This is a genomic window from Aliiglaciecola sp. 3_MG-2023, from assembly GCF_030548205.1.
In the GTDB taxonomy this organism is placed as follows: Bacteria; Pseudomonadota; Gammaproteobacteria; order Enterobacterales; family Alteromonadaceae; genus Aliiglaciecola.
The window spans coordinates 1-22708 of record NZ_JAUORV010000009.1 but is presented as its reverse complement, the minus strand read 5'-3'; the positions used below and the strand labels follow the sequence as shown (position 1 = coordinate 22708).

General features: G+C 40.9%; 21 protein-coding genes and 3 tRNA genes. 22 read left to right on the top strand and 2 right to left on the bottom strand.

Features of this window, described 5'->3' with window-relative positions; genetic code table 11:
- Positions 1–30: 30 nt before the first annotated feature.
- The 5 genes from Q4574_RS11600 to Q4574_RS11580 all read left to right on the top strand — a co-directional run bounded on the left by Q4574_RS11600 (position 31) and on the right by Q4574_RS11580 (position 3726).
- Complete coding sequence (locus Q4574_RS11600; RefSeq protein ID WP_303474289.1) at positions 31–813, top strand: ParA family protein; 783 nt, start codon at positions 31–33, stop codon at positions 811–813.
- Positions 810–1547 carry a chemotaxis protein CheW gene (locus tag Q4574_RS11595; protein WP_303474288.1) on the top strand — a complete coding sequence of 246 codons (738 nt, stop codon included), beginning with the start codon at positions 810–812 and terminating at the stop codon, positions 1545–1547. The genes Q4574_RS11600 and Q4574_RS11595 overlap by 4 nt, the downstream gene beginning before the upstream one ends.
- 25 nt (positions 1548–1572) lie before the next feature.
- Positions 1573–2067, top strand: coding sequence for a chemotaxis protein CheW (locus tag Q4574_RS11590; protein WP_303474287.1), 495 nt, complete (start codon positions 1573–1575; stop codon positions 2065–2067).
- A 32-nt stretch (positions 2068–2099) separates the two neighbouring features.
- On the top strand, positions 2100–2510 hold the full coding sequence (locus tag Q4574_RS11585) for a DUF2802 domain-containing protein (protein ID WP_303474285.1): 411 nt from the start codon (positions 2100–2102) through the stop codon (positions 2508–2510).
- A gap of 199 nt (positions 2511–2709) precedes the next feature.
- Positions 2710–3726 (top strand): proline iminopeptidase-family hydrolase, encoded by a 1017-nt coding sequence (locus tag Q4574_RS11580; protein ID WP_303474284.1) that lies wholly within the window; start codon positions 2710–2712, stop codon positions 3724–3726.
- 208 nt (positions 3727–3934) lie between these two features.
- Here the strand turns inward: Q4574_RS11580 and Q4574_RS11575 are convergent, their stop codons facing one another.
- The gene (locus Q4574_RS11575) at positions 3935–4696 is read right to left on the bottom strand and encodes a haloacid dehalogenase type II (RefSeq protein ID WP_303474283.1); all 762 of its coding nucleotides are present in this window, start codon (positions 4694–4696) and stop codon (positions 3935–3937) included.
- 199 nt (positions 4697–4895) lie between these two features.
- On the opposite strand from Q4574_RS11575, the gene Q4574_RS11570 reads away from it, so the two are divergent.
- The 11 genes from Q4574_RS11570 to Q4574_RS11520 all read left to right on the top strand — a co-directional run bounded on the left by Q4574_RS11570 (position 4896) and on the right by Q4574_RS11520 (position 17245).
- On the top strand, positions 4896–5495 hold the full coding sequence (locus Q4574_RS11570; protein WP_303474281.1) for a TetR/AcrR family transcriptional regulator: 600 nt from the start codon (positions 4896–4898) through the stop codon (positions 5493–5495).
- Positions 5496–5649: 154 nt separating this feature from the next.
- Positions 5650–5856: a ParD-like family protein gene (locus Q4574_RS11565; RefSeq protein ID WP_216050079.1), complete on the top strand. Its 207-nt coding sequence runs from the start codon at positions 5650–5652 to the stop codon at positions 5854–5856.
- Positions 5849–6619 carry a type I methionyl aminopeptidase gene (gene map / locus Q4574_RS11560; RefSeq protein ID WP_303474279.1) on the top strand — a complete coding sequence of 257 codons (771 nt, stop codon included), beginning with the start codon at positions 5849–5851 and terminating at the stop codon, positions 6617–6619. Before Q4574_RS11565 ends, map begins: the two co-directional genes overlap by 8 nt.
- Before the next feature lie 162 nt (positions 6620–6781).
- The gene (locus Q4574_RS11555; RefSeq protein WP_303474278.1) at positions 6782–7510 is read left to right on the top strand and encodes a glycosyltransferase; all 729 of its coding nucleotides are present in this window, start codon (positions 6782–6784) and stop codon (positions 7508–7510) included.
- Positions 7511–7513: 3 nt separating this feature from the next.
- Positions 7514–8230 (top strand): TVP38/TMEM64 family protein, encoded by a 717-nt coding sequence (locus tag Q4574_RS11550; protein WP_303474277.1) that lies wholly within the window; start codon positions 7514–7516, stop codon positions 8228–8230.
- Positions 8231–8315: 85 nt separating this feature from the next.
- Positions 8316–9971 (top strand): glycosyltransferase family 39 protein, encoded by a 1656-nt coding sequence (locus tag Q4574_RS11545; protein ID WP_303474276.1) that lies wholly within the window; start codon positions 8316–8318, stop codon positions 9969–9971.
- Positions 9972–10157: 186 nt separating this feature from the next.
- Positions 10158–11798: a phosphoethanolamine transferase gene (locus tag Q4574_RS11540; protein ID WP_303474275.1), complete on the top strand. Its 1641-nt coding sequence runs from the start codon at positions 10158–10160 to the stop codon at positions 11796–11798.
- 194 nt (positions 11799–11992) lie between these two features.
- Complete coding sequence (gene metA / locus Q4574_RS11535) at positions 11993–12919, top strand: homoserine O-succinyltransferase (RefSeq protein ID WP_303474273.1); 927 nt, start codon at positions 11993–11995, stop codon at positions 12917–12919.
- An 11-nt stretch (positions 12920–12930) separates the two neighbouring features.
- Positions 12931–13986: a homocysteine S-methyltransferase family protein gene (locus tag Q4574_RS11530; protein WP_303474272.1), complete on the top strand. Its 1056-nt coding sequence runs from the start codon at positions 12931–12933 to the stop codon at positions 13984–13986.
- A 12-nt stretch (positions 13987–13998) separates the two neighbouring features.
- Positions 13999–16635, top strand: a complete 2637-nt coding sequence (metH, locus tag Q4574_RS11525) for a methionine synthase (protein WP_303474271.1) — start codon at positions 13999–14001, stop codon at positions 16633–16635.
- Positions 16636–16657: 22 nt separating this feature from the next.
- Positions 16658–17245, top strand: a complete 588-nt coding sequence (locus Q4574_RS11520; protein ID WP_303474269.1) for a DUF938 domain-containing protein — start codon at positions 16658–16660, stop codon at positions 17243–17245.
- Positions 17246–17265: 20 nt separating this feature from the next.
- Here Q4574_RS11520 and Q4574_RS11515 read toward each other — a convergent pair whose 3' ends face one another.
- Positions 17266–18408, bottom strand: coding sequence for a GNAT family N-acetyltransferase (locus Q4574_RS11515; protein ID WP_303474268.1), 1143 nt, complete (start codon positions 18406–18408; stop codon positions 17266–17268).
- A 39-nt stretch (positions 18409–18447) separates the two neighbouring features.
- Here Q4574_RS11515 and Q4574_RS11510 point away from each other — a divergent pair, with 39 nt between their 5' ends.
- The 6 genes from Q4574_RS11510 (at position 18448) to Q4574_RS11485 (ending at position 22707) form a co-directional block, all read left to right on the top strand.
- Positions 18448–18906, top strand: coding sequence for a regulatory protein RecX (locus tag Q4574_RS11510; RefSeq protein WP_303474267.1), 459 nt, complete (start codon positions 18448–18450; stop codon positions 18904–18906).
- Between the two features lie 132 nt (positions 18907–19038).
- Positions 19039–21636 carry an alanine--tRNA ligase gene (gene alaS / locus Q4574_RS11505; protein ID WP_303474266.1) on the top strand — a complete coding sequence of 866 codons (2598 nt, stop codon included), beginning with the start codon at positions 19039–19041 and terminating at the stop codon, positions 21634–21636.
- A 131-nt stretch (positions 21637–21767) separates the two neighbouring features.
- A complete protein-coding gene (gene csrA / locus Q4574_RS11500; RefSeq protein ID WP_303474265.1) occupies positions 21768–21983 on the top strand; it encodes a carbon storage regulator CsrA in 216 nt (71 codons plus the stop codon).
- Between the two features lie 236 nt (positions 21984–22219).
- A tRNA-Ser gene (locus Q4574_RS11495) sits at positions 22220–22312 on the top strand.
- A gap of 33 nt (positions 22313–22345) precedes the next feature.
- Positions 22346–22422 (top strand) — tRNA-Arg (locus Q4574_RS11490).
- Positions 22423–22633: 211 nt separating this feature from the next.
- Positions 22634–22707, top strand: a tRNA-Arg gene (locus Q4574_RS11485).
- Position 22708 lies beyond the last annotated feature (1 nt).

Below are 22708 nucleotides of genomic sequence, written 5' to 3'. Positions count from 1 at the left end.
CTATGTCCATTCTTCTAAAAGAGCTCTCCGGTGATAGTTTGGGCCATCGCTAATCAAAAAGGTGGTGTAGGTAAAACCACAACTACTGTGACCTTAGGGGGAATTCTCGCTCAACAAGGAAAGCGAGTATTACTGGTTGATACAGATCCCCAAGCGTCTTTGAGTTATTATTTTGGAGTTGATGCTGAGCAATTATCCCATAGCGTCCACGACGTTTTCATCGCGGGAGATGAACTAGATAAAGACATTGTGTTGGACAGTCTATGTTCTACCAAACTCGATTCATTGTTTATTTTGCCTTCTTCAATGGCGTTAGCTACCTTAGATCGTACCATGGGCACCCGTCCAGGTATGGGGCTGATATTGAAAAAAGCGTTTTCAAAAATTGAAGATGAATTTGACTATGTTCTAATCGACTGTCCTCCTGTATTGGGTGTTTTAATGGTCAATGCGGTAGCCGCTTGTGACAAGCTAATTGTACCGGTACAAACTGAATTTTTAGCCCTCAAAGGTTTGCAGCGGATGATGCACACCTTAAAAATAATGTCGAGGTCGCAAAAGCGAGATTTTGATTATATTATTGTACCTACAATGTATGACAAGCGCGTTAATGCGGCTTCAGATGCATACAAAGATTTATGCAACAATTACAAGGGCAGGGTGTGGTCAGGCGTTATTCCTGTAGATACGCGCTTCCGGGATGCTAGTCAGGCACAGTCACCTCCTTCGTTGTTTAGCCCTAAAACCCGAGGGGTTTTTGCATATAAAAATTTACTGTCACAATTAAAAAATAAAATCGATTATGTCAAATGAGTAAAGACACCTTTGCAAAAGAAGATGTGGTAGAAGATTACCTCACGTCACTGTTGACCGAGGATGCTTTGCCGTTGACCGAAGATGCAGCTGAGGATACTTTGCAGCTAGAAAGCGTTGCTAAGTTACTATCAACAGCTGCTGTTACACCAAAGCAAAAGCAAGAGGGCCTTGCCGCCCCTGTTAATGAACCACAAGTACTCCAAGCTAAAGTTACCCCCGAGGCATTGGTAAGTGCTAAAAGTTCATCAGAGAATGAATCGACAGAGCCAGATTTTTTAGTGCCAACCGCTGATTTTCAAGTGTTATTTTTTGACGTGGCTGGTTTAACCTTGGCATTGCCTCTTACAGAGCTTGGTGGCATACATAAGATTAAAAAAGTGGGGCCCTTGTTTGCTAAACCTAAATGGTTTAAAGGTGTTATGCTTCACAGAGATGAAAAATTAAACGTAGTCGATACGGCCTTGTGGGTCATGCCAGAAAAATACAATGAAGAACTGGCAGAATCATTAAATTATCAATACTTAATAATGTTAGATTCAAGTGGTTGGGGGTTAGCGTGCGAAAGTTTGGTTACAACCACAACGTTAGCGCCAGATGATGTCAAATGGCGAAAGGCTAACTCTAAAAGACCCTGGTTGGCTGGAATGGTAAAAGATAAGATGTGTGCTCTTGTGAATGTGAAACAATTGATTACATTGTTAGACAAGGGACATAACAGTAATGATAACTAGACGCAGCTTGTAGGGAGCGAGTCATATGAGTGATGAAAGAAGTGCTAAAAATGCAGCCGTTGATAGTAATGATGAAGTGCTGCAGTGGGTAACTTATCGATTAGGTGATGAAACCTATGGAATTAATGTTATGCAAGTACAAGAAGTGCTTAGGCATACAGAGATCGCTCCTGTTCCTGGTGCGCCGGATTACGTGCTAGGTATTATTAATTTGCGCGGTAACGTGGTTACCGTCATTGATACGCGTACTCGATTTGGACTTCCGCCCCATGAAATTACCGATAGCACTCGTATCGTTATCATCGAATCTGAAGAGCAGGTGGTGGGTATTCTAGTGGACAGTGTTGCCGAAGTGGTTTATTTGCGCTCGTCTGAAATAGATAGTGCGCCAAATGTCGGCACCGAAGAAAGTGCTAAGTTCATTCAAGGTGTGAGTAATCGCGATGGTGAGTTACTGATCTTGGTAGATTTGAACAAATTACTCAGTGACGAAGAATGGGACGAAATAGGTGATTTATAATTCGTTTTATTTTGTTTAAAAGGCATAGTTAAATGCTCACCTGGCAATTGGCGTCTGTGTTGATGGTGTTTTTATTCACTATTTTAATCGGTATTGTAGCCTACGTTTTTTCTCGTCGAAACAGAACAAGTCATCAGCGTATTGATGACTTGCAGTTACAAGTTCATCAATTACAACAACAGCTTTCCTATTCCCAAGAAGAATTACATGAAGTGCGATCCGGTGCTATGGGAGTTGCGGCAAAGGTCAAGGATTTAGTGGTTAAAATTGGTTTGATGCAAGATAAATTAGAAGAGATTGAATATCTTGATCCGGAAACCAAATTGTATTCACAAGCCGCTAAAATGGCCGATGCAGGTGCAAGTGTTGAAGAACTCATGCGTGAATGTGAGCTTCCTCGGGCAGAAGCTGAATTGTTAATCGCGGTTAAAAAATCTCAGTAACATATCTCTAATCTCGCTAACTGCATTTATTCGTATCCATTCTTGAAAAGGTTTCCTTAGTCGTGTTTATAAAGTTATGGCGCAACTAAGCGATATGTTCTGTAATATCAGCAGATGATCTTTATCGTCGATAAGTTGATTTACCGTGGTGTTAACCATGTATCGAATGACTAAAATTCCCTTAATGAGATATACATTTATGAAAATGACTGTTTTGCAAGTTCTCGCTTTTTTAATTGCTGTTCAATCAACCCTGATACCATTTTCGGCTTCAGCTACACAAGCTGAAAGTAGTACAGATATCACAGAGCCTTTTGGTCCACCTGAACAGGAATTAATGGTCGAAGTCGAAGGCGGCAAAGTGTATGTCAGGCAAAATGGCCTGTCTCACAGTGATGCTATCCCGGTTATTTTTGTTCATGGAGGGCCCGGGGGCACACATAACGGCTTTGCTGCAATGTTGGGACTGGCTAATGAGCGCAGGGTTATAATGTATGATCAGCTCGACAGCGGTAAATCTGATCAGCCCAACGCCCCGGCAAATTGGCGCGTTGAGCGCTTTGTTGAATCATTGGATAAAATACGCCTAGCACTTAACATTGAACGCTGGCATGTGGTTGGACATAGTTGGGGCTCTGCGCTGGCTCTCGAATATGCGGCGAAATATCCGCAGCATACTGTCTCCACGGTGTTGGGCGGTACATTTATCTCTACGCCACACTGGATCATGGATGCCAACTTGCTTGTAACGGCAGCACCAAAAACTATAAGAGAAAGCCTTAAACAATGTGAGTCTGAATCGCCGCCAGCTGAAGATATTTGTGAAAATGCCTACAGTGTATTGTATTCACCCTATTACCAGCCTAAACCAGCCACTGAAGCGGCAAAAGCCTATTATAAAAACGTAGGTGGAAATGGATTTAATCCGCTTATTTATAATCAAATGTGGGGGCCAAGTGAGTTTTCATCCACAGGTGTGCTTAAACACTACGATGCCACCCACTTATTGACAGAGATTGATGGCAGTCGCACTCTTTTCATGATTGGCCAATATGACTCGGCGCGCATTGATACCGTTCAAGATTATATTAAACTAACCCCGGGTGCTGAACTGGCTGTGGTACCAGGAGGGGCTCATGGTTTCTATTCCGATCGGCCGATAATCACCCAAGCCATATTAAAAGACTGGCTTGCTCGAAAAGATTCTGGTTTTTAAATAAGTGCATTTAACACAAGACTTTAACAGTAGCATTACTAGGTAAAGTGCAACAAACATCTGTGTTGTTATTCGCTCATATCAGTTAAGTCGAAGGAAAAAGATCTATTCAAATTCAACCGTAATATCTGATATGAGCGCTTGTGATAAGAGCCGATTAATGCCCTTTGTCGAGTAATTTAGATTGTTCTTTGCATCATTATCGCTTCTATTTAGATTCTAAAATCGTTACTAATTGCTGTAAATCTTTAACGATATAATCGGGCTTTTCAGCAAGGGGATAAAGGGCTTTTCCTTTACGCGCAATAAATGCTGTTTGCATACCCGCGGCCTTAGCGCCGGCAACGTCCCATCCATGGGCTGCGACCATTAAGGCCTCTTCAGGCTTGATCCCTAATTGTTTAAGCGCCCAAGCATAAGATCTTAAGTCGGGCTTATAGATTTTGATATCTTCTATGCTCAGACGTTTATCAAAAAACTCGGTTAAACCCGCATTCTTAAATTGTGTTTCCACCCCTTTATTTGATGAGTTGGTTAAGCTTACGAGCATATAACCCTGGGACTTTAATGCCGCTAATCCAGCTTTTACATCTGGATGAGGAGGCAATGATAACAACGGGGTTTTAATGGCTGTAAGTGCCTGCTCCTCGGAGATTTCAATATTGTTACTTTCAGCCACCATCATCAGTGCTGCAACGCCAATTTTACCAAAATCGTGATAGTCGCCGGTCACAGTGGTCACCAGTGAGTTATGCAACATAGTTGAAAACCACAAGCTGATGAGATCATCATTTCCATTCAGTGCTTTACCTATGGATGTGCGCATAGACTCCAAGTCAAGTAAGGTTTCATTCACATCAAATACAATGACTTTAGGTTTAATTGCAGCTTGGCTAGTAAAACTGACGCCAAACAAAATAATGCTTAACAGTAAAAAACGGACGTATTGGGATAATACTTTTAAATACATGGGTACTCGCTACATTTATTAGGTGGGAAAACAGTTATTCAAAAGGGGAAAACATTTCCTTAAACAACCAATATCAGGAACGAATTTAAATTTTTCAAACAAAACCGATTGAAGGCTTTTAAATTCATTGGCGTAATATATCTGGCTTTGAACAATCGTTCAAGATAATATTGAGCGGTTGTTCAAAAGGAGGTTGCAGATGGCAAATAATACAAAATTTGATCGCGATGAGGTAATTGATAAGGCGTTGCAGCTATATTGGAATAGGGGATTTCACGGCACTTCTATGCGCATATTACAGGATGAAATTGATATGCGGCCAGGCAGTATTTACGCTGCATTTGGCAGTAAAGAAGGTTTATTTAAACAAGCGCTTATACGCTATACCCAATTAGGCTCAGAACATTTACGACAATGTCGCAGTAAAGTCTCCTCTCCCTTAGCGGCACTTAAATTATTTATGTTGACTCGAGTAACACAAAATCAAATGTCTTCCCCTAGTTGCATGTGTTTACTCGCTAAAACCATAGCTGAGTTGACCGATGCCAATGCCGAGTTATTAGAACAGGCGAGATCTTCATTAAAAGCGATGGAAAGCAGTTTCGAGTCACTGATTATTGAAGCTCAGTCTTTAAACGAGCTAAGTAACCGTTTTGACAGCAAAGAACTTGCTCGGCATGTGCAGATCAACTTTTCAGGACTACGTACTTATATAAGAGTGCATGGTATGCAAGTTCCGACCGAGGAAATTATTGACGGCATATTTTCACCTTTTATTTCACGCAAGTCATTACATTAGAGGCTTGTTTTCAAAAGCCTTTATGAAAACCAAGAACTTGAATTTTTCCTGATCCGCTAGTTTATGTTTCATTTTACTTAACATTTTCACTTACCTTTTCCAAAAAATATACGATATACTATGTTTTGTAGCATAACGTATATATAGGGTAGTAATGGGCATAGTCAAAATTTCAAACGAACTTCATGAAGAAGTGCGCAAAAATAGTGCAGTAATGGAAAGGTCAATCAATTCACAGGCTGAGTTTTGGTTGAAAATTGGCAGACTAGCTGAGCAAAACCCCACCTTGACCTATGAACAAATTCTGCAGCGTGAAATGCGTAGTCAAAATGTCACTACGGTGAAATTAGTTAATGAATAATGTACATATTAAATCGCCAGAAGAAATTCAATTAATGCGTAATTCTGGCAGATTATTAGCTAGTGTATTTGCTGTCTTAGACAATTTTATTAAAGCTGGCGTGACAACTATGCAGGTCAATGACTTCGTGGAAGACTATATTGTCAATTCCCTGCAATCAAGGCCAGCAAGTAAAGGTCAATATGGCTATCAATATACATTAAATTCATCTATTAATGAGGTGGTATGTCACGGTGTACCTTCCATAGGTAAAAAGCTGAAAGAAGGCGACATCGTTAACATAGACATTACCCTAGAAAAAAACGGTTACATTGCAGATAGCAGTAAAACCTATATGATTGGAAATGTATCGCCAATTGCTAAAAAGCTCGTTGATGGGAGTTATCAAGCAATGTGGCAAGGAATAAAGTCGGTTAAACCTGGCAAGACTCTTGGTGATATCGGTCATGCAATTCAAACCTATGCCGAAAAGTTAGGGTTTAGTGTGGTACGGGATTATTGTGGTCATGGTATTGGTCGCGAAATGCATGAAGAGCCTCAGGTTTTGCATGTAGGTAAGCCCAACTCTGGTATGGTTTTGAAAGAAGGAATGACGTTCACCATTGAACCTATGATCAATCAAGGTACTTATAAAACCAAGCAAAAAAGAGATGGATGGACAGTTGTCACAAAGGATCGCAAATTATCAGCACAGTGGGAACACACTGTGTTAGTCACATCATCAGGTGTTGAAGTATTAACTTTACGTGATGAAGAAAAATAATTACAACAACGATATTTCCCTTAAAAGGGCTGATCAAGTTCTCATCTTTTTAAGATATCTACACAGATACTGACACAAATAATATTAGTCTTCAGTTAACCTTAAGCTTACTCGGATATATTGCTGAGAGTTTAAAGTAATAGGTTTGGGAGAGTTGATATTGTGGATATTTCTGTAGTTATCCCCGCAAAAAATGAACAAGACAATATCTTTCCTCTGATACAAGAGATTGTTGCTGTTCTAAATAGCAACAAAAAATTTGAAATAGTCTATGTTGATGATGGCAGCGATGATAATACCTATAGTAACTTGTGTTTAGCCGCTGCAAGTGATTTTCCGCAAGTAAGACCCATCCGTCACAGGTATTCTGTAGGGCAAAGTAAAGCGATTCATACCGGTGTTACTTTTGCTGAAGGAAACCTAATAGTTACCTTAGATGCCGATGGTCAAAATGATCCGGCTGACATTCCTAACCTATTAAAAGAAGCACAAAAATTTCCAGTGGGTTCGCATTATTGTATTGCCGGTTATCGTAAGTCTCGTAAAGATACTGCTTGGAAACGCATACAGTCTAAAATCGCTAACAAGGTGCGCAGTCGAATTCTCGGTGACAACACACCTGATACCGGTTGCGGTTTAAAAGTCTTTCCCAAGGATACCTTTTTACAGCTCCCTTACTTTGATCATATGCACCGGTTTCTTCCAGCCTTAGTCCGCCGTATTGGAGGGAAAATTGTGGTTGTAGAAGTCAGCCATAGAGATCGTCAATTTGGCGCTTCCAAGTATAATATGTTGGGAAGGCTGCGAGTGGGAATTGTCGATCTTCTTGGTGTGATGTGGCTACAACGACGAGGTAAAATTGCTTTGCTTGAAACAACTCATGAGCAATAAATTTTGAAGTTGTTTCTCAACGTTTTTGTACGTCTAATACCTTTATTATTGATTTGTTTAATTGGTAGTGAGCTATTAGCTCAGATCCCATCGATTAATACATTTAATCAATCGTGGATAGATGCTCACACTCGAGACAATGGATGGCAGGGGATTATTAACTTTATCTTAGTTAGCGGTTTACTGGCGTCTTTGGGCGCTCCTCGACAATTCATCGCTTTTCTAAGCGGCTATGCCTTTGGCTTTGCTGAAGGTGTAGTTTATTCGACGTTTACGATTACGTTGAGTTGTTTACTCACCATGCTTCTTTCTCGTTTTTATGCCAAACCTGTGGTCACGCACTTTTTCCCAAACAAAGTGATCGGTCTCAATCGGTTTTTGACTAATCAAGTTTTTATAAAAACAATTATTGTTAGGTTGTTGCCAGTTGGCAATAACCTCATTACCAATATAACGGCGGGAGTAACCACTATTAAAATTTGGCCATTTGTGATGGGTTCTATGTTTGGTTACATCCCTCAGATGGCTATTTTTGCTCTTATGGGAAAGGGCGTTGTGGTGCAATCTTATTGGAAAATCACTATCAGTGTTGTATTTCTCGCCATATCCAGTTTGTTAAGTCTTTATGTCTATAAAAAGTTTAAGGCTGATAAGTACTTAACCACTAACACCGGTGCACAAAACACTGTTCAATTTGCTCCCACGAGCGGTCATAAATAGTGACATGATTACTCATTTAATTCAGTTCCATTTATCTTCTCAAAAACATGCGCGCGAACTGCAGCTTTTGGGCGTGCTCTTGCTCATGTCGATAATACTCATTTTTATTGGATTGGGTTTTCGCGATCCATGGCCTGCAGATGAACCTCGTTTTGCGCAAATTGCTAAAGAAATGGTGGAAACTGGACAATGGTTTTTCCCCGCAAGAGCTGGTGAGTATTATCCGGATAAACCTCCTGTATTTATGTGGTCAATTGCGCTTTTTTACGCATTGTTTGGTTCTCTAAACATCGCTTTCTTATTGCCTTCTGCGCTGTGCTCATTACTGACTATTTATTTAGTATTTGATATTGGACGTAAGCTATGGAATCCGGAAACTGGTTTTATAGCAGGTCTACTACTAGTGTTTAGCTTTCAATTCATGCTGCAAGCTAAAAGTGCGCAAATTGATGCAATGGTTTGTGCTTGGATCACCTTAGGTTGTTATGGGCTCCTAAGGTTTTTGTTACTTGATGCAAAATGGCGATGGTTCTATTTAGCCTGTTTTTTTATGGGGATTGGTGTAATTACCAAAGGCGTAGGCTTTTTACCTGTATTGATGCTAATTCCGTATTTCGTTATGCGTTCTACTTGTCACTCTCGGTCAATACTCAAGCCAAATAAAGAGTCTATTGTTAAGTGGTTGTTGGGGTTAGTGGTAATGCTGTGTGCAATAGGTTTATGGTTTGTCCCTATGTTGTCACTAGTTGAATTAAGCCAAAATCCATTATTAGAGCAGTATCGCGATAACATTCTGTTTAAACAAACCGTCACGCGTTATGCTGATTCTTGGCATCATATTAAACCATTTTGGTATTATTTCGTTTCCGTAATCCCTATCTTTTGGTTACCCCTTAGTATTCTTCTTCCATGGTTAATTCCCAATTGGATAAATGCAATCAAAAAGCAAGATGCACGTATACTTTTACCACTAACTTGGATTGTATTGGTGTTGGTGTTCTTCAGTATCAGCCCCGGTAAAAGAGGTGTATATGTATTGCCGGTATTACCAATATTCGCCTTAATAAGTGCACCTTATGTGCGACAAATTCTACAACGACGGGCAGTCAATTGGATTTTATGGGTATTGGTGACTTGTATATCTCTAGGGTTATTAACTTTCGCATTGGCTGGATTAAGCAATGCCAGTTTTACCCAAAAGCTAGTGAGTAAATACAATATTTCACCTTGGTACTTTTTTATGACTATTGGACTCGCTGGACTTGTTGGGGCACTTATTACAGTAAAACAACAACAGTGGCGGAGTTGGCCACTATTTATCTCGGTATTATGGATTATTTACTGCACCATGGGATACGGACTATTAGAAATGGTTAAAACGCCCAAAAAAATATTTCAACAAATGCAACATACTGTTCCGCAAAACGCTGAAATCGGGCTAGTAGATTTTGCCGAACAATTTATTCTATTCTCTCCTTATCCTATTACTCATTTTGGTTATCACACCGATAACGCAGAGCAAGTAAAAGCTGCTTTTCAATGGATTGGAAAGCGCAAAGATCGATTTATATTGTTAAGTTTTGAGTTAGTTGAGGGGCTTTGTTTTGATAAAAATAAAGTCATGCACCTTGGGGTTGTCCACCGAACTGACTGGGTTTTACTCAATATCGCTAGCCGCAAAATTGAATGCCCGGAGGCAACGAATAGCATCACTGAATATCATTATATTCCTAAACCGTAAGTGTCTCTTAGAGCTTCAAATTTGTATCAATAACAACGGAAATTTCAACTTATTGAGTAACGCGTTATAACTAAATTGACAATTACTGCCATCTAAATAAATTTTTGTAAAACATAGGGTTACCTTCAGTTTCAGCTAAGATTAGGCTCTTATAATGAGTGGGTGATAAACAACCAATGAAACAAAATGAATGTAATTTTAAACGTTATACATCGTGAATATACTGCTGCACAAATTATAGCCATTAGCTCGCTATTTATCGTCTTAATCTTTAACTATTGTTTTCTAAATGGCGTATTTGAAGCCATTGAACCTAACAACTTGTCTCAGTGGGCTTTCTACGCATCAGTTATTCTACTGCTGTTTTGCTTAACTATAATAGTGATTAGTATTTTAGGTGGTGTATTTTTCCCAAGAACAGTGTCAGCCGTCACTTTGTTGCTTGCTTGTTTATTATTTTATGCAACTATTCAGTACGGTGTAATTTTTGATAAAAGTATGATTCAAAATATTGCTGAGACTAATTCCCGTGAAGTCTCGTCTTATTTTAATTTAAGTTTTCTTATCTATTTTATTCTATTGGGTCTGATACCGGCAATATTGATTTATAAAGCAAGGATGATTGGTGATTTAAAAAGTCGAATAAAAAGTGTGTTAGTCATTAATATGGTTGCGTTAACAGTAACTGCATCAATTTTTACTTTCTTATATAAAGACTATGCAGCCGTCGGCAGAAATAATCATATTTTAGTTAAGTATATTGTGCCTTTTGCATTTTATGATGCTGGATTTAGGTTTTTACGAGACAACTATTTTTATCCTCCTCTACCATTTAAAGTATTGGATAAGTCACCCAAGCTTGTTCCAGTAAAACAACGTTATCAAAATTTAACCGTCATGGTGGTAGGTGAGACTGCTCGCGCCCAGAATTTTTCTTTAAATGGTTATACTCGCAATACCAATAAGTTTTTGGCGCAAACCCCAATACTCAGTTTCAAACAGGTTAGCTCTTGCGGCACTGCTACCGCAGTGTCTGTGCCATGTATGTTTTCTCGTTTACCACGAAGCAAATATGAAAGTCGAGTGGCGAGTAGCCAAGATAATGCTTTAGATATAATTCATCGAGCAGGCGTGGACGTCACTTGGATTGATAATAACAGTACTTGTAAAGGGGTATGTGAAAGAGTGAGTGAAATCCGCTTTGATCCAACTCAAGACTCACCGTTGTGTGATGGTGATTATTGTTTTGATGAAATTCTTATCGAAAAATTGCAACAACAAATTAGCCAGCAAGAATCAGGCAATCAACTCATAGTTTTGCATATGATAGGATCTCATGGGCCTACCTACTTCCGACGCTATCCAGACAGCTTTAAACGTTTTATGCCAGATTGTCCGCAAAGTGATATTCAACGTTGTAGCACAGAGCAATTAAGAAATACCTATGACAATACTATTGCTTATACCGACTTTGTTCTGAGTCAGCTAATCGACGTTTTGCTGCAGAGCGGTGTGGCTAATAAATCCATGTTATACATCTCAGACCATGGTGAGTCACTGGGGGAAAAAGGACTATTTCTGCATGGCTTTCCATACAGTATCGCTCCTGAGGAGCAAATCCATGTGCCTATGTTGTATTGGAGTACAGAACTGTCAAATACTGATTTTACAGACTGTGTTTCTGAAAAGCTGAGTTCAGAATTTTCACAAGACAATATTTTTGACACCTTGTTAGGCTTAGCCAATGTCCAAAGTAGTGTGTATCAACCTAAAATGGATATTTTTAAACAATGCAAATCAATCGCATTAATCGCTAGGGGTGAATAACTTGCGTCTCTGTTCCGTTAACCATGCTCATAATGCTAAGGAGAAATATGCAGTTAAAGTTGATGTGAAAAACGTAAATTTTAAGGTGTAAACTTATAAGGCCGGATAAACGTTTAGACGTCTAGACGTAAAGATGTTGACTTTTGGGTGTGAATGAGCGAAATTTGTTTCCTTACCACCACATTGGAGAACTTATGCCTATTCGAATACCTAGTGATCTGCCCGCCCAAGGGGTCTTGAACGCGGAAAATATATTCGTTATGGATAGCGAAGCCGCTGCTAAGCAAGACATTCGTCCTCTTGAAGTGGGGATTTTGAATTTAATGCCGAATAAGATTGAAACTGAAGTACAGATTCTGCGTCTGCTTTCCAATACGCCTTTGCAAATTAATATTGATCTTATTCGGATTGACAATCAGGCACCTAAAAATACGCCTAAAGCGCACATGGATGCGTTTTATTTAGCGTTTGATGATGTTGCCCATAAAAATTACGATGGTTTCATTATCACAGGCGCACCCCTTGCGCATCTTGATTATTCAGCAGTGAAATACTGGGATAAAATTACCACTATTATGGAGTGGACTCAGCGTCATGCGCAGTCTACGTTGTATTCCTGTTGGGCTGCTCATGCGGCGATGTTTCATTTTTATGGTCATAACCGTCGACTTAGAGACGATAAATTATCTGGTGTTTATACCCATAATGTTAATGAACCTCATGACGCTCTGATGCGTGGTTTCGATCCGCAATTTAACGCCCCTCATTCTCGTTTTGGGGAAATTCCCATCGATATCTATAAAAGTGTTGAAGGTCTTAATGTATTGGCCAGTTCGGAAAAAACCGGCGCTTATATAGTCGCCTCCAAAGATAAACGTATGGTGTGTGTAACTGGGCATCCAGAATATGATCCTGAAACTTTGGATCAGGAGTTTAAGCGAGATCTTAATAATGGTTCGAGCCCTAAGGTTCCAGAAAATTATTACGAAAATGATGATCCTAGTCAGCCCTATCATGTAACATGGCGCTCCCATGGTTCGCTTCTGTTTACAAACTGGTTAAACTACTATGTTTATCAGACAACACCATTTGATCTTGCAGATCTTCCAAGTAAAAAATAAGAGGTAATTGCGTGGCGCAAAATAACACCGATAAACTGTACTCTATTGCCAAAGAGCGAATTCTTGTTCTTGACGGCGCAATGGGAACAATGATTCAGCGGCATAAACTGGAAGAAGAAGATTACCGCGGTGATCGATTTGTTGATTGGCACTGCGATGTTAAAGGTAACAATGACTTATTGGTGCTAAGCCAACCGCAAATTATCTATGATATTCACTGCCAATACTTTGAAGCTGGCGCTGATATCATCGAAACCAACACCTTTAATGCCACGACTATCGCCATGGCCGATTACGATATGCAATCACTGGCGAAAGAAATTAATATAGAAGCAACGAAGTTAGCACGCAAAGCGGCGGATGAATACACGGCAAAAACGCCCGATAAACCGCGTTTTGTGGCGGGCGTTTTGGGGCCTACAAACAGAACTGCGTCAATTTCTCCCGATGTGAATGATCCGGGCAAGCGTAATGTTAATTTTGATCAGCTAGTGGAGGCTTATTCTGAAGCGACTCACGGTTTGATTGAGGGGGGCGCAGACATAATTTTAATCGAAACTATTTTCGATACATTGAACGCTAAAGCGGCTGCCTTCGCAGTAGATAGCGTGTTTGACGAGTTGGGTATCGCTTTACCCGTTATGATTTCAGGGACTATTACCGATGCTTCTGGCCGCACTTTATCGGGTCAAACCGCGGAAGCGTTTTACTATTCACTACGACATATCAACCCAGTGTCATTTGGCCTTAACTGTGCCCTTGGGCCTGATTTATTGCGTCAATATGTAGAAGAAATTGCCAACCAAGCAGAATGTTTGGTATCTGCGCATCCTAATGCGGGTTTACCCAATGAGTTTGGTGAATACGATATGGAAGCTGATGAAATGGCTGAACATATTGAAGAGTGGGCGAAATCAGGACTGGTAAATATTGTAGGCGGATGTTGTGGTAGTACACCCGAGCACATTGCTGAAATTGCCAAAGTCGTCGCGGGCATTGCGCCTCGAGTCCCAGTTAAAAAAGAAGTTAGAATGCGCTTGTCTGGTTTAGAACCCTTCGTGCATTAACAGGAGCTTTTCGTGTCTCAAGAACAACAAAATTCTAGCGCGACCTTTGTTAACGTAGGTGAACGCACCAACGTAACAGGTTCAGCAATGTTTAAACGTCTGATCCTCGAAGATAACTATGAAGCAGCATTAGATGTGGCTCGTCAGCAGGTCGAAAACGGTGCCCAAGTCATCGATATCAACATGGATGAAGCCATGTTAGATTCAGAAGCTGCCATGGTGCGCTTTTTAAGTCTAATTGCCTCTGAACCCGATATTTCTCGTGTCCCCATTATGATTGACTCCTCTAAATGGACGGTCATCGAAGCTGGGTTAAAGTGCGTTCAGGGTAAAGCCATTGTTAACTCAATCAGTTTAAAAGAAGGCGAAGAGCCCTTCTTAAAGCAAGCTAAATTGCTGAAACGATATGGTGCTGCAACTGTGGTCATGGCGTTTGATGAGCAAGGACAAGCCGATACCCAAGCACGAAAATACGAGATATGTGAGCGCAGTTACAAACTACTCACCGAAAAAATAGGCTTTCCACCTGAAGATATTATTTTTGACCCGAATATTTTTGCCGTTGCAACAGGAATTGAAGAGCACAACAACTATGCGGTTGATTTCATCGAAGCGACTCGTCAAATAAAACAAAATTTACCTCATTGTCATGTATCCGGTGGTTTATCGAATATATCCTTTTCATTTCGCGGAAATAATCCGGTCCGTGAGGCCATGCACTCGGTATTTTTGTACTATGCCATTAAGGCCGGTATGGATATGGCCATTGTTAACGCTGGTCAGCTAGAAGTTTACGACAATATTCCCAAGGAATTAAAAGACGCGGTTGAAGACGTGATTCTAAACCGTCATCCAGATGCCACTGATAATCTATTGGCACTGGCACCAAAATATCAAGGTGACGGCAAAGCCGTTGTTAAAGAAAACCTTGAATGGCGAGACTACCCTGTTAATAAACGTTTAGAGCACGCTTTAGTTAAAGGTATTACAGACTTCATTGTCGAAGATACTGAAGCTGCGCGCTTAGAAGCTGAAAAACCCTTGCACGTGATTGAAGGTCCATTGATGGATGGCATGAACGTAGTGGGGGATTTATTTGGCGAAGGTAAGATGTTCTTACCCCAAGTGGTAAAATCTGCTCGGGTCATGAAAAAAGCCGTGGCCTACCTTGAACCTTATATCGAGTTGGAAAAAGACCAAAGCAGTAGCAACGGTAAAATATTATTAGCTACGGTAAAAGGTGATGTGCACGATATTGGTAAAAATATTGTGGGTGTCGTTCTGCAATGTAATAACTATGAAATTATCGATTTAGGCGTCATGGTGCCCGCGGCTAAAATTATGCAGGTGGCCAAAGATGAAAAAGTCGACATGATTGGCCTGTCAGGTTTAATTACGCCTTCTTTAGATGAAATGGTGCACGTTGCTAAAGAAATGCAGCGTTTAGAGTTGAACTTGCCTTTACTCATTGGCGGCGCTACCACTTCAAAAGCCCATACTGCAGTAAAAATTGAACAAAACTATCATGGACCCGTGGTATATGTTCCTAATGCCAGCCGAGCGGTTGGAGTTTGTCAAAAACTGATCTCTGATGAATTTAGGCCTGAATACGTCGCACAACTGCAAAAAGAATATGATGTAGTCCGAGAACAGCACGCTCGTAAAAAGCCGCGTTCGAAACCAATCAGTTTAGACGCCGCGCGCGAGAATCGTTTTGATTGTGATTGGCAGGTATATCATCCACCAGTACCTAAATCACTAGGGGTGCAAACGGTAAGTGTTGAGTTATCGGAATTGGTTGATTACATCGATTGGACTCCATTTTTCCTAACATGGTCATTAGCGGGTAAATATCCACGGATTTTAGATGATGAAGTGGTGGGTGAAGAAGCCAAAAAGTTGTTTCATGATGCAACCACTATGCTGCAGAAACTTTGTGATTCAGGGCGTTTATCAGCGAAAGGGGTCGTCGGTATTTTCGCCGCGAACCGCGTAGGTGATGACGTGGAAATTTATGCCGATGATAGCCGCCAAAACACGATTCAGGTAGCCCATCATTTGCGCCAACAAACAGAAAAACCAAAAGGCTTTAATTACTGTTTAAGTGATTATATTGCACCCAAAGCCAGTAAAAAAGCCGATTATATTGGCGCTTTTGCTGTCACAGCCGGTATAGGGGAAGATGAGCTCGCTCAAGCCTATATTGATGATGGTGATGACTATAACGGTATTATGGTAAAAGCTATTGCCGATCGTTTGGCGGAAGCCTTTGCTGAGTATTTGCATGCAAAAGTCAGAAAAGAAATCTGGGGTTACGCCGCAGATGAACAACTAACTAATGACGATTTAATCCGCGAAAAGTATCAGGGGATTCGCCCTGCGCCTGGTTATGCTGCATGCCCTGAGCATACTGAAAAGCAGGTTATTTGGGATTTATTAGACGCTGAAAATGCAACCGGTATGAAATTGACTGAATCATACGCAATGTGGCCAGGAGCTGCTGTATCTGGATGGTATTTCTCTCACCCTGATGCGCGCTATTTTGCTGTGGCACAAATTCAACAAGATCAGCTTGAGGATTATGCTCAACGTAAAGGCTGGACATTGGAATATGCTCAGAAGTGGCTTGCGCCGAATTTAAACGGTTAATCTGACAATTTACAGGTGCCCGATGGTCAATAACAAAGATTTTTCCCAAGCTTGTGAGAATAATAAAACACCTATCCTGGCGCAGTTACGAACGCATTTTGCTGATCAAAATAAGATAGTGGAAATCGGTTCGGGTACGGGGCAACATGCAGCCTATTTTGCTCCCGCATTGCCACATTTAACTTGGCAGCCCACCGATATTCCAGGCAATCATGACAGCATTAATGCTTGGTTAGAAGAATTGGAATGCTCCAATGTATTGCCTCCAGTTGAGTTTTTTATTGGCAGAGATAGTTGGTCGTTTAGTGATATTGATGGTGTGTTTAGTGCCAACACTACTCATATTATGCAGCCCCACGAAGCACAAATGATGATGGAAACCATCGCACATAATTTGCCTGATAATGGCGTGTTTTGCCAATATGGCCCATTTAAATTTGACGGCAAGTTTACCAGCGCAAGCAATGACCAATTTGATCAAAGCTTGCGGGAAAGAGGGTACGGTGGTATCAGAGACATCGTTGAATTACAGACCTGGGCTAAACCACTAAGTTTGGTTGAAACAATTCAATTGCCCGCTAACAACCATTTATTAGTGTGGCGTAAATAACATGAGTTTCAACTGTCAGCTTAATCTTGTGCTTTTTTAAACGGTAAGACTTCAGCAGCGCTAATTTTATAGGCTTCTATCCCTGGACTTTCTTGCTCCACAAAGCGTGATACCGCATCTTGGAAAGAAGGATTGTGCAACCAGTGGTTCGAGTAACAAAATATGGGTTCGAAACCTCTTAAAATTTTATGCTCACCTTGAGTTCCAGGATTAAAGCTGGTGATTTTTTTCTCAATACAAAATTCAATGCCTTGGTAATAACAACACTCAAAGTGCAAACCATCAAATTCTTCCATGGCACCCCAATAGCGTCCACAAAGCTGTTGTTGATCGTATAAATAGAGTGCTCCAGCCACCGGTGTATCTTGTTGCGAAGCGATAACTAATAAGATTTTATCTGCCATAGTGGCGAGAATTTTTGAAAAGAATGATTTGCTTAAATAACCACTATGACCGCTGCGTTTCAAATAGGTTTGGCAGTAGCAATGGTAAAAGAAATCCATCTCGACTGAGGTTAGCACATCACCGTGGAAGCGTTTAATGGTTAACCCTTGTTGTGCGATTTTTTGTCTTTCTTTACGCACACTTTTTCGACGTCTAGCTGTGAAAGTGGCCAAAAACTCATGGAAATCTTGGTAGTCTCGGTTAAACCACTGGAATTGGACACTTTTTCTTTGTACAGCACCTAATCCTTGTAATTGTTGACTCATGTCTTGGGCTGGAAAAAGAAAATGGATTGAAGACAAATTGAGGGCTGGCAATTGCTGTTTGATAAACTCATACATTTGGCTCAATAAAGCCCTGGTGTCTATTGTATTATCTGATAACAAACGTATACCGGTAACCGGGGTAAAAGGAATTGCACAAATTAATTTGGGGTAATATTGTTTATGATATCGCTGATAAGCTTCTGCCCATGCAAAATCGAATACATATTCACCATAACTATGGCTTTTTTCGTACATTGGTAGGATACCGATAACCTTGTCGTCCTGATAAGCTACCAAATGATGGGGTAACCAACCTGTATCACCGCCTACAGAACCAGACTCTTCTAAAGCGGTTAAAAATGCATAATTACAAAACAGCGCTTGATTTTGATTTAAATCATCCCAGATCTGTTTAGGTATGGCGTTGGTTGAATGGATAAATTGAAAAAACAAAGCAAAGGTTCCAATGAATCAAGTTGATAGGCTATTAATATGTCAGACAATGATGTGAAGATCATCAATCATTCTATTACTCGTCTGTTAGCTCGTCGAGAACATAGCCGACATGAATTAGTTACCAAGCTAACGTTAAAAGGGCTTGATAGAAATTTAGTAAAACAGCAAATCGATTTGTTTGCTGAAAAAGATATTCAAAGTGATAAACGTTTTGTCGAGGCCTTTATACGCAATCGCGTGCTTAAAGGGCAGGGCTTACAGCGTATCCAAGTCGAGCTACAACAACATAATATTGATGATAGTGCCCTGTCAACAGCTTTGGCAGACTGTGAAACAGACTTTGCTGAGACAGCCATTCAAGCATATCGTAAAAAATACGCTAATAAACCAATACAGGATTGGCAGGATAAACAAAAACGTATGCGATTTCTGCAATATCGAGGGTTTAACCATGAACAAATTCGAGTTGCATTAAACAGCGAATTAGATGAATAAGAAATAACTACGGGGCGTAACGAATTCACGGCTTAACAAGCTTCCCTAATCTATGCTATCGTTCGCCGCCTATAGCCCTTTACTAGCAAGTCTTAGTACTTGTCGGAACTAACTTTAAAATCAGGAAAATGAATGAGTAAAACTACCGCTGAAATTAGAAGTGCCTTTTTGGATTATTATGCCAATTTAGGTCATCAAATTGTACCCAGTTCTTCATTGGTCCCGGCGGATGACCCTACGCTTTTGTTTACCAATGCCGGAATGAATCAATTCAAAGACGTGTTCCTTGGCACTGAAACCCGCAAATACAACAAAGCGGTTTCTTCACAGCGCTGTGTTCGTGCTGGAGGAAAGCACAATGATCTCGAAAATGTAGGTTATACGGCTCGTCACCACACATTTTTTGAAATGATGGGCAACTTTAGTTTTGGCGATTATTTTAAGCAAAAAGCCATTCATTATGCATGGAACTTTCTTACCGATGTTTTGGGGCTGCCTAAGGAAAAGTTACTGGTTACTATTTATCACGAAGATGATGAAGCGTTTGATATTTGGAATAAAGAAATTGGTATTCCTGCAGAAAAGATTATTCGTATCGCTACCTCAGATAATTTTTGGTCAATGGGGGATACAGGCCCTTGTGGACCTTGTTCAGAAATATTTTACGATCATGGTGAACATATTTGGGGGGGGCCTCCTGGTTCACCTGAAGAAGATGGTGACCGTTTTATCGAAATTTGGAACCTCGTTTTCATGCAGTTTAATCGCACTGCCGACGGGGTGATGCATCCATTACCTAAGCCATCAATTGATACTGGGATGGGGCTAGAACGCATCTCAGCGATCATGCAAAACGTGCATAGTAATTACGAAATTGATATTTTTCAGGAGCTTATTGCAGCGGCTGCTAAAATTGTAGGGACAAAGGATTTAGAAGATAAGTCCTTACGGGTGATCGCAGATCACATACGTTCTTGTGCATTTTTAATTTGTGATGGTGTAATGCCATCCAATGAAGGCCGGGGTTATGTACTTCGCAGAATCATTCGTCGGGCGGTGAGACACGGATATCAGCTAGGCGCAAAAGACGTGTTCTTTTATAAATTGATTGATGAGTTGGGTGTACAAATGGGCGAAGCCTACCCAGAACTTATCGCTCAAAAGCCGGTTCTTGAAAAAGTGTTGCGGGTTGAAGAAGAACAGTTTTCACGCACTCTAGAACGAGGTATGACCATACTTAATGAGGCGCTGTCTGAGCTGCAAGGCGAAGTGGTACCCGGGGAGTTAGCATTCAAACTATATGATACTTATGGTTTCCCTGCGGATTTAACCAATGATGTGGCCCGCGAAAAAGGCTTTACCATCGATCAAGAGGGCTTTGATCGTGCAATGGCTCAACAACGTGAACGGGCTCAACAAGCGAGTAATTTTGGTAAAGACTACAATGACACCTTGCATGCTAAAACAGTCAGTGAATTCAGTGGCTACGAGTTAGAAACGGACAAGGCAGAAGTGACGGAACTGTTCGGTGAAAAAGGCGCTGTTGAGCAACTCAAAGCAGGGGAGTCTGGCATTGTGGTATTGAGCAAAACCCCATTTTATGCCGAATCAGGCGGTCAAGTTGGCGACACAGGGATACTCAAAGGTGTGTCCACTGAATTTAAAGTCACAGACACAGTGAAACTCAATGATGCCGTTGCTCACAAGGGGATTGCTCAAAGTGATATTAGCTTGGGTGATATGGTTGAAGCACAAGTAGACGGGCAACGTCGAGCTGCTATCAAACTTAATCACAGCGCAACCCACTTAATGCATGCAGCCTTAAAAACTATTCTAGGTGAGCATGTTAACCAAAAAGGTTCATTAGTGGATGCTGAACGCTTACGTTTCGATTTTTCCCATATTGAGGGGGTGACCGCGCAGCAACTTGAGGATATTGAAACCCTAGTAAATGATCAAATTCGCCTTAACCACCGTTTAAATACTAAACTGATGGGATTAGAGGAAGCTAAAAATGCCGGAGCGATGGCGTTATTTGGTGAAAAATACGACGATGATGTGCGTGTTGTCAGCATGGGGCCATTCTCTATGGAACTTTGTGGTGGTACTCATGTCAATCAAACCGGCGACATCGGCTTATTTAAAATCGTCAGCGAAAGTGGCATTGCCTCAGGTGTGCGAAGAATTGAAGCCATTACCGGTCAAGCGGCATTAAAATATGTACAAGATCAAGGGAAATTAATTGGTAAGGTCTCGGGTCTATTAAAGACAGATGCTGTAAATCTGGAAGGTAGACTTACCACTGTTATTGAACATGCCAAAGAGTTAGAAAAGGAATTGTCTAAGCTTAAGCAGAAGATGGCTGCTCAAGCTGGAAGTGATTTAGCATCTCAGACCACTGATGTGAAAGGGGTAAAAGTCCTTTCTACTAAAGTTGAAGGGGTAGAATCTAAAACTTTGCGTACAATGGTCGATGATTTGAAGAATCAAATCGGTAGTGGAGTCATAGTTCTAGGATTGCCGGCAGACAACAAAGTGAGTGTTATTGTCGGTGTAACTAAAGATCTGGTTGGTAAAGTTAAAGCTGGCGAATTAGTTAATTATGTTGCCAGTCAAGTAGGCGGAAAAGGTGGGGGTAGACCCGATATGGCGCAAGCCGGAGGAAGTCAGCCTGAAAACCTGGATACAGCTATCAACTCTGTACATAGTTGGTTAGAAGAACGCTTATAAGTATTATTAGACAGTTTTTGTAAGTGACGACAAAAACAAGGAGTGCTAATTGTGTATTTTCTGGAAAGAGCTGGTAAATACGCTAATTTTAACTAGGGAACATTGTGGTATAACGCAAAAGGAGCAATAGAATGCTAATTTTAACCCGTCGTGTAGGTGAGACCTTGATGGTAGGTGATGAAGTCACCGTAACCGTATTGGGTGTTAAAGGGAATCAGGTAAGAATAGGGGTCAATGCTCCTAAAGAAGTATCTGTGCATCGAGAAGAAATTTACATGCGTATTCAAGCAGAAAAAAATGGAACGGCAACAGAGCGTTCTGGCAATTCGAGTGAAGATGTTGAGTAAAGCTAAGCAAAAAGTATAAAAAAGGCTGGTTCACCAGCTTTTTTTTTGCATTTTTTTTAATTATTTTTATTATTTGAATAGTAGTAAAGGTAAGTGTAAACCTAAAAAATCGCTTAAAAAGTCAGCATAACATTGTAGTTTTAGGCCGATCGTTTAAAATCCCAGCATACGGGTAGTAAAGTGTAAAAAAAGGTTTGACTTCCTTTGCTGATTCAGTAAACTTCGCTCCCACATTTGGAGAGGTGGCCGAGTGGCTGAAGGCGCTCCCCTGCTAAGGGAGTATAGGGTTTATAGCCCTATCGAGGGTTCGAATCCCTCTCTCTCCGCCATTTCTTTTGAGGAATGGTTACTAAATGTTTTACGCGTGTGTAGCTCAGCTGGATAGAGTACCTGGCTACGAACCAGGCGGTCGGAGGTTCGAATCCTTCCACACGCGCCATATTATGAGAATCTCCGAAGGAGGTTCGACAAAATCGTCGGGAACGATTTTGAACATGCGCAGCATGGCCCCGGAGGGGTGTAAGGCAGGATGCCTGAAATCATCCTTCCACACGCGCCATATTATGAGAATCTCCGAAGGAGTTTCGAAATTGTTAGAAGGATGCTTTACCTTCTGACAACTAGTTAGTAAAGTTTAAGTTAGAAACCACGCGTGTGTAGCTCAGCTGGATAGAGTACCTGGCTACGAACCAGGCGGTCGGAGGTTCGAATCCTTCCACACGCGC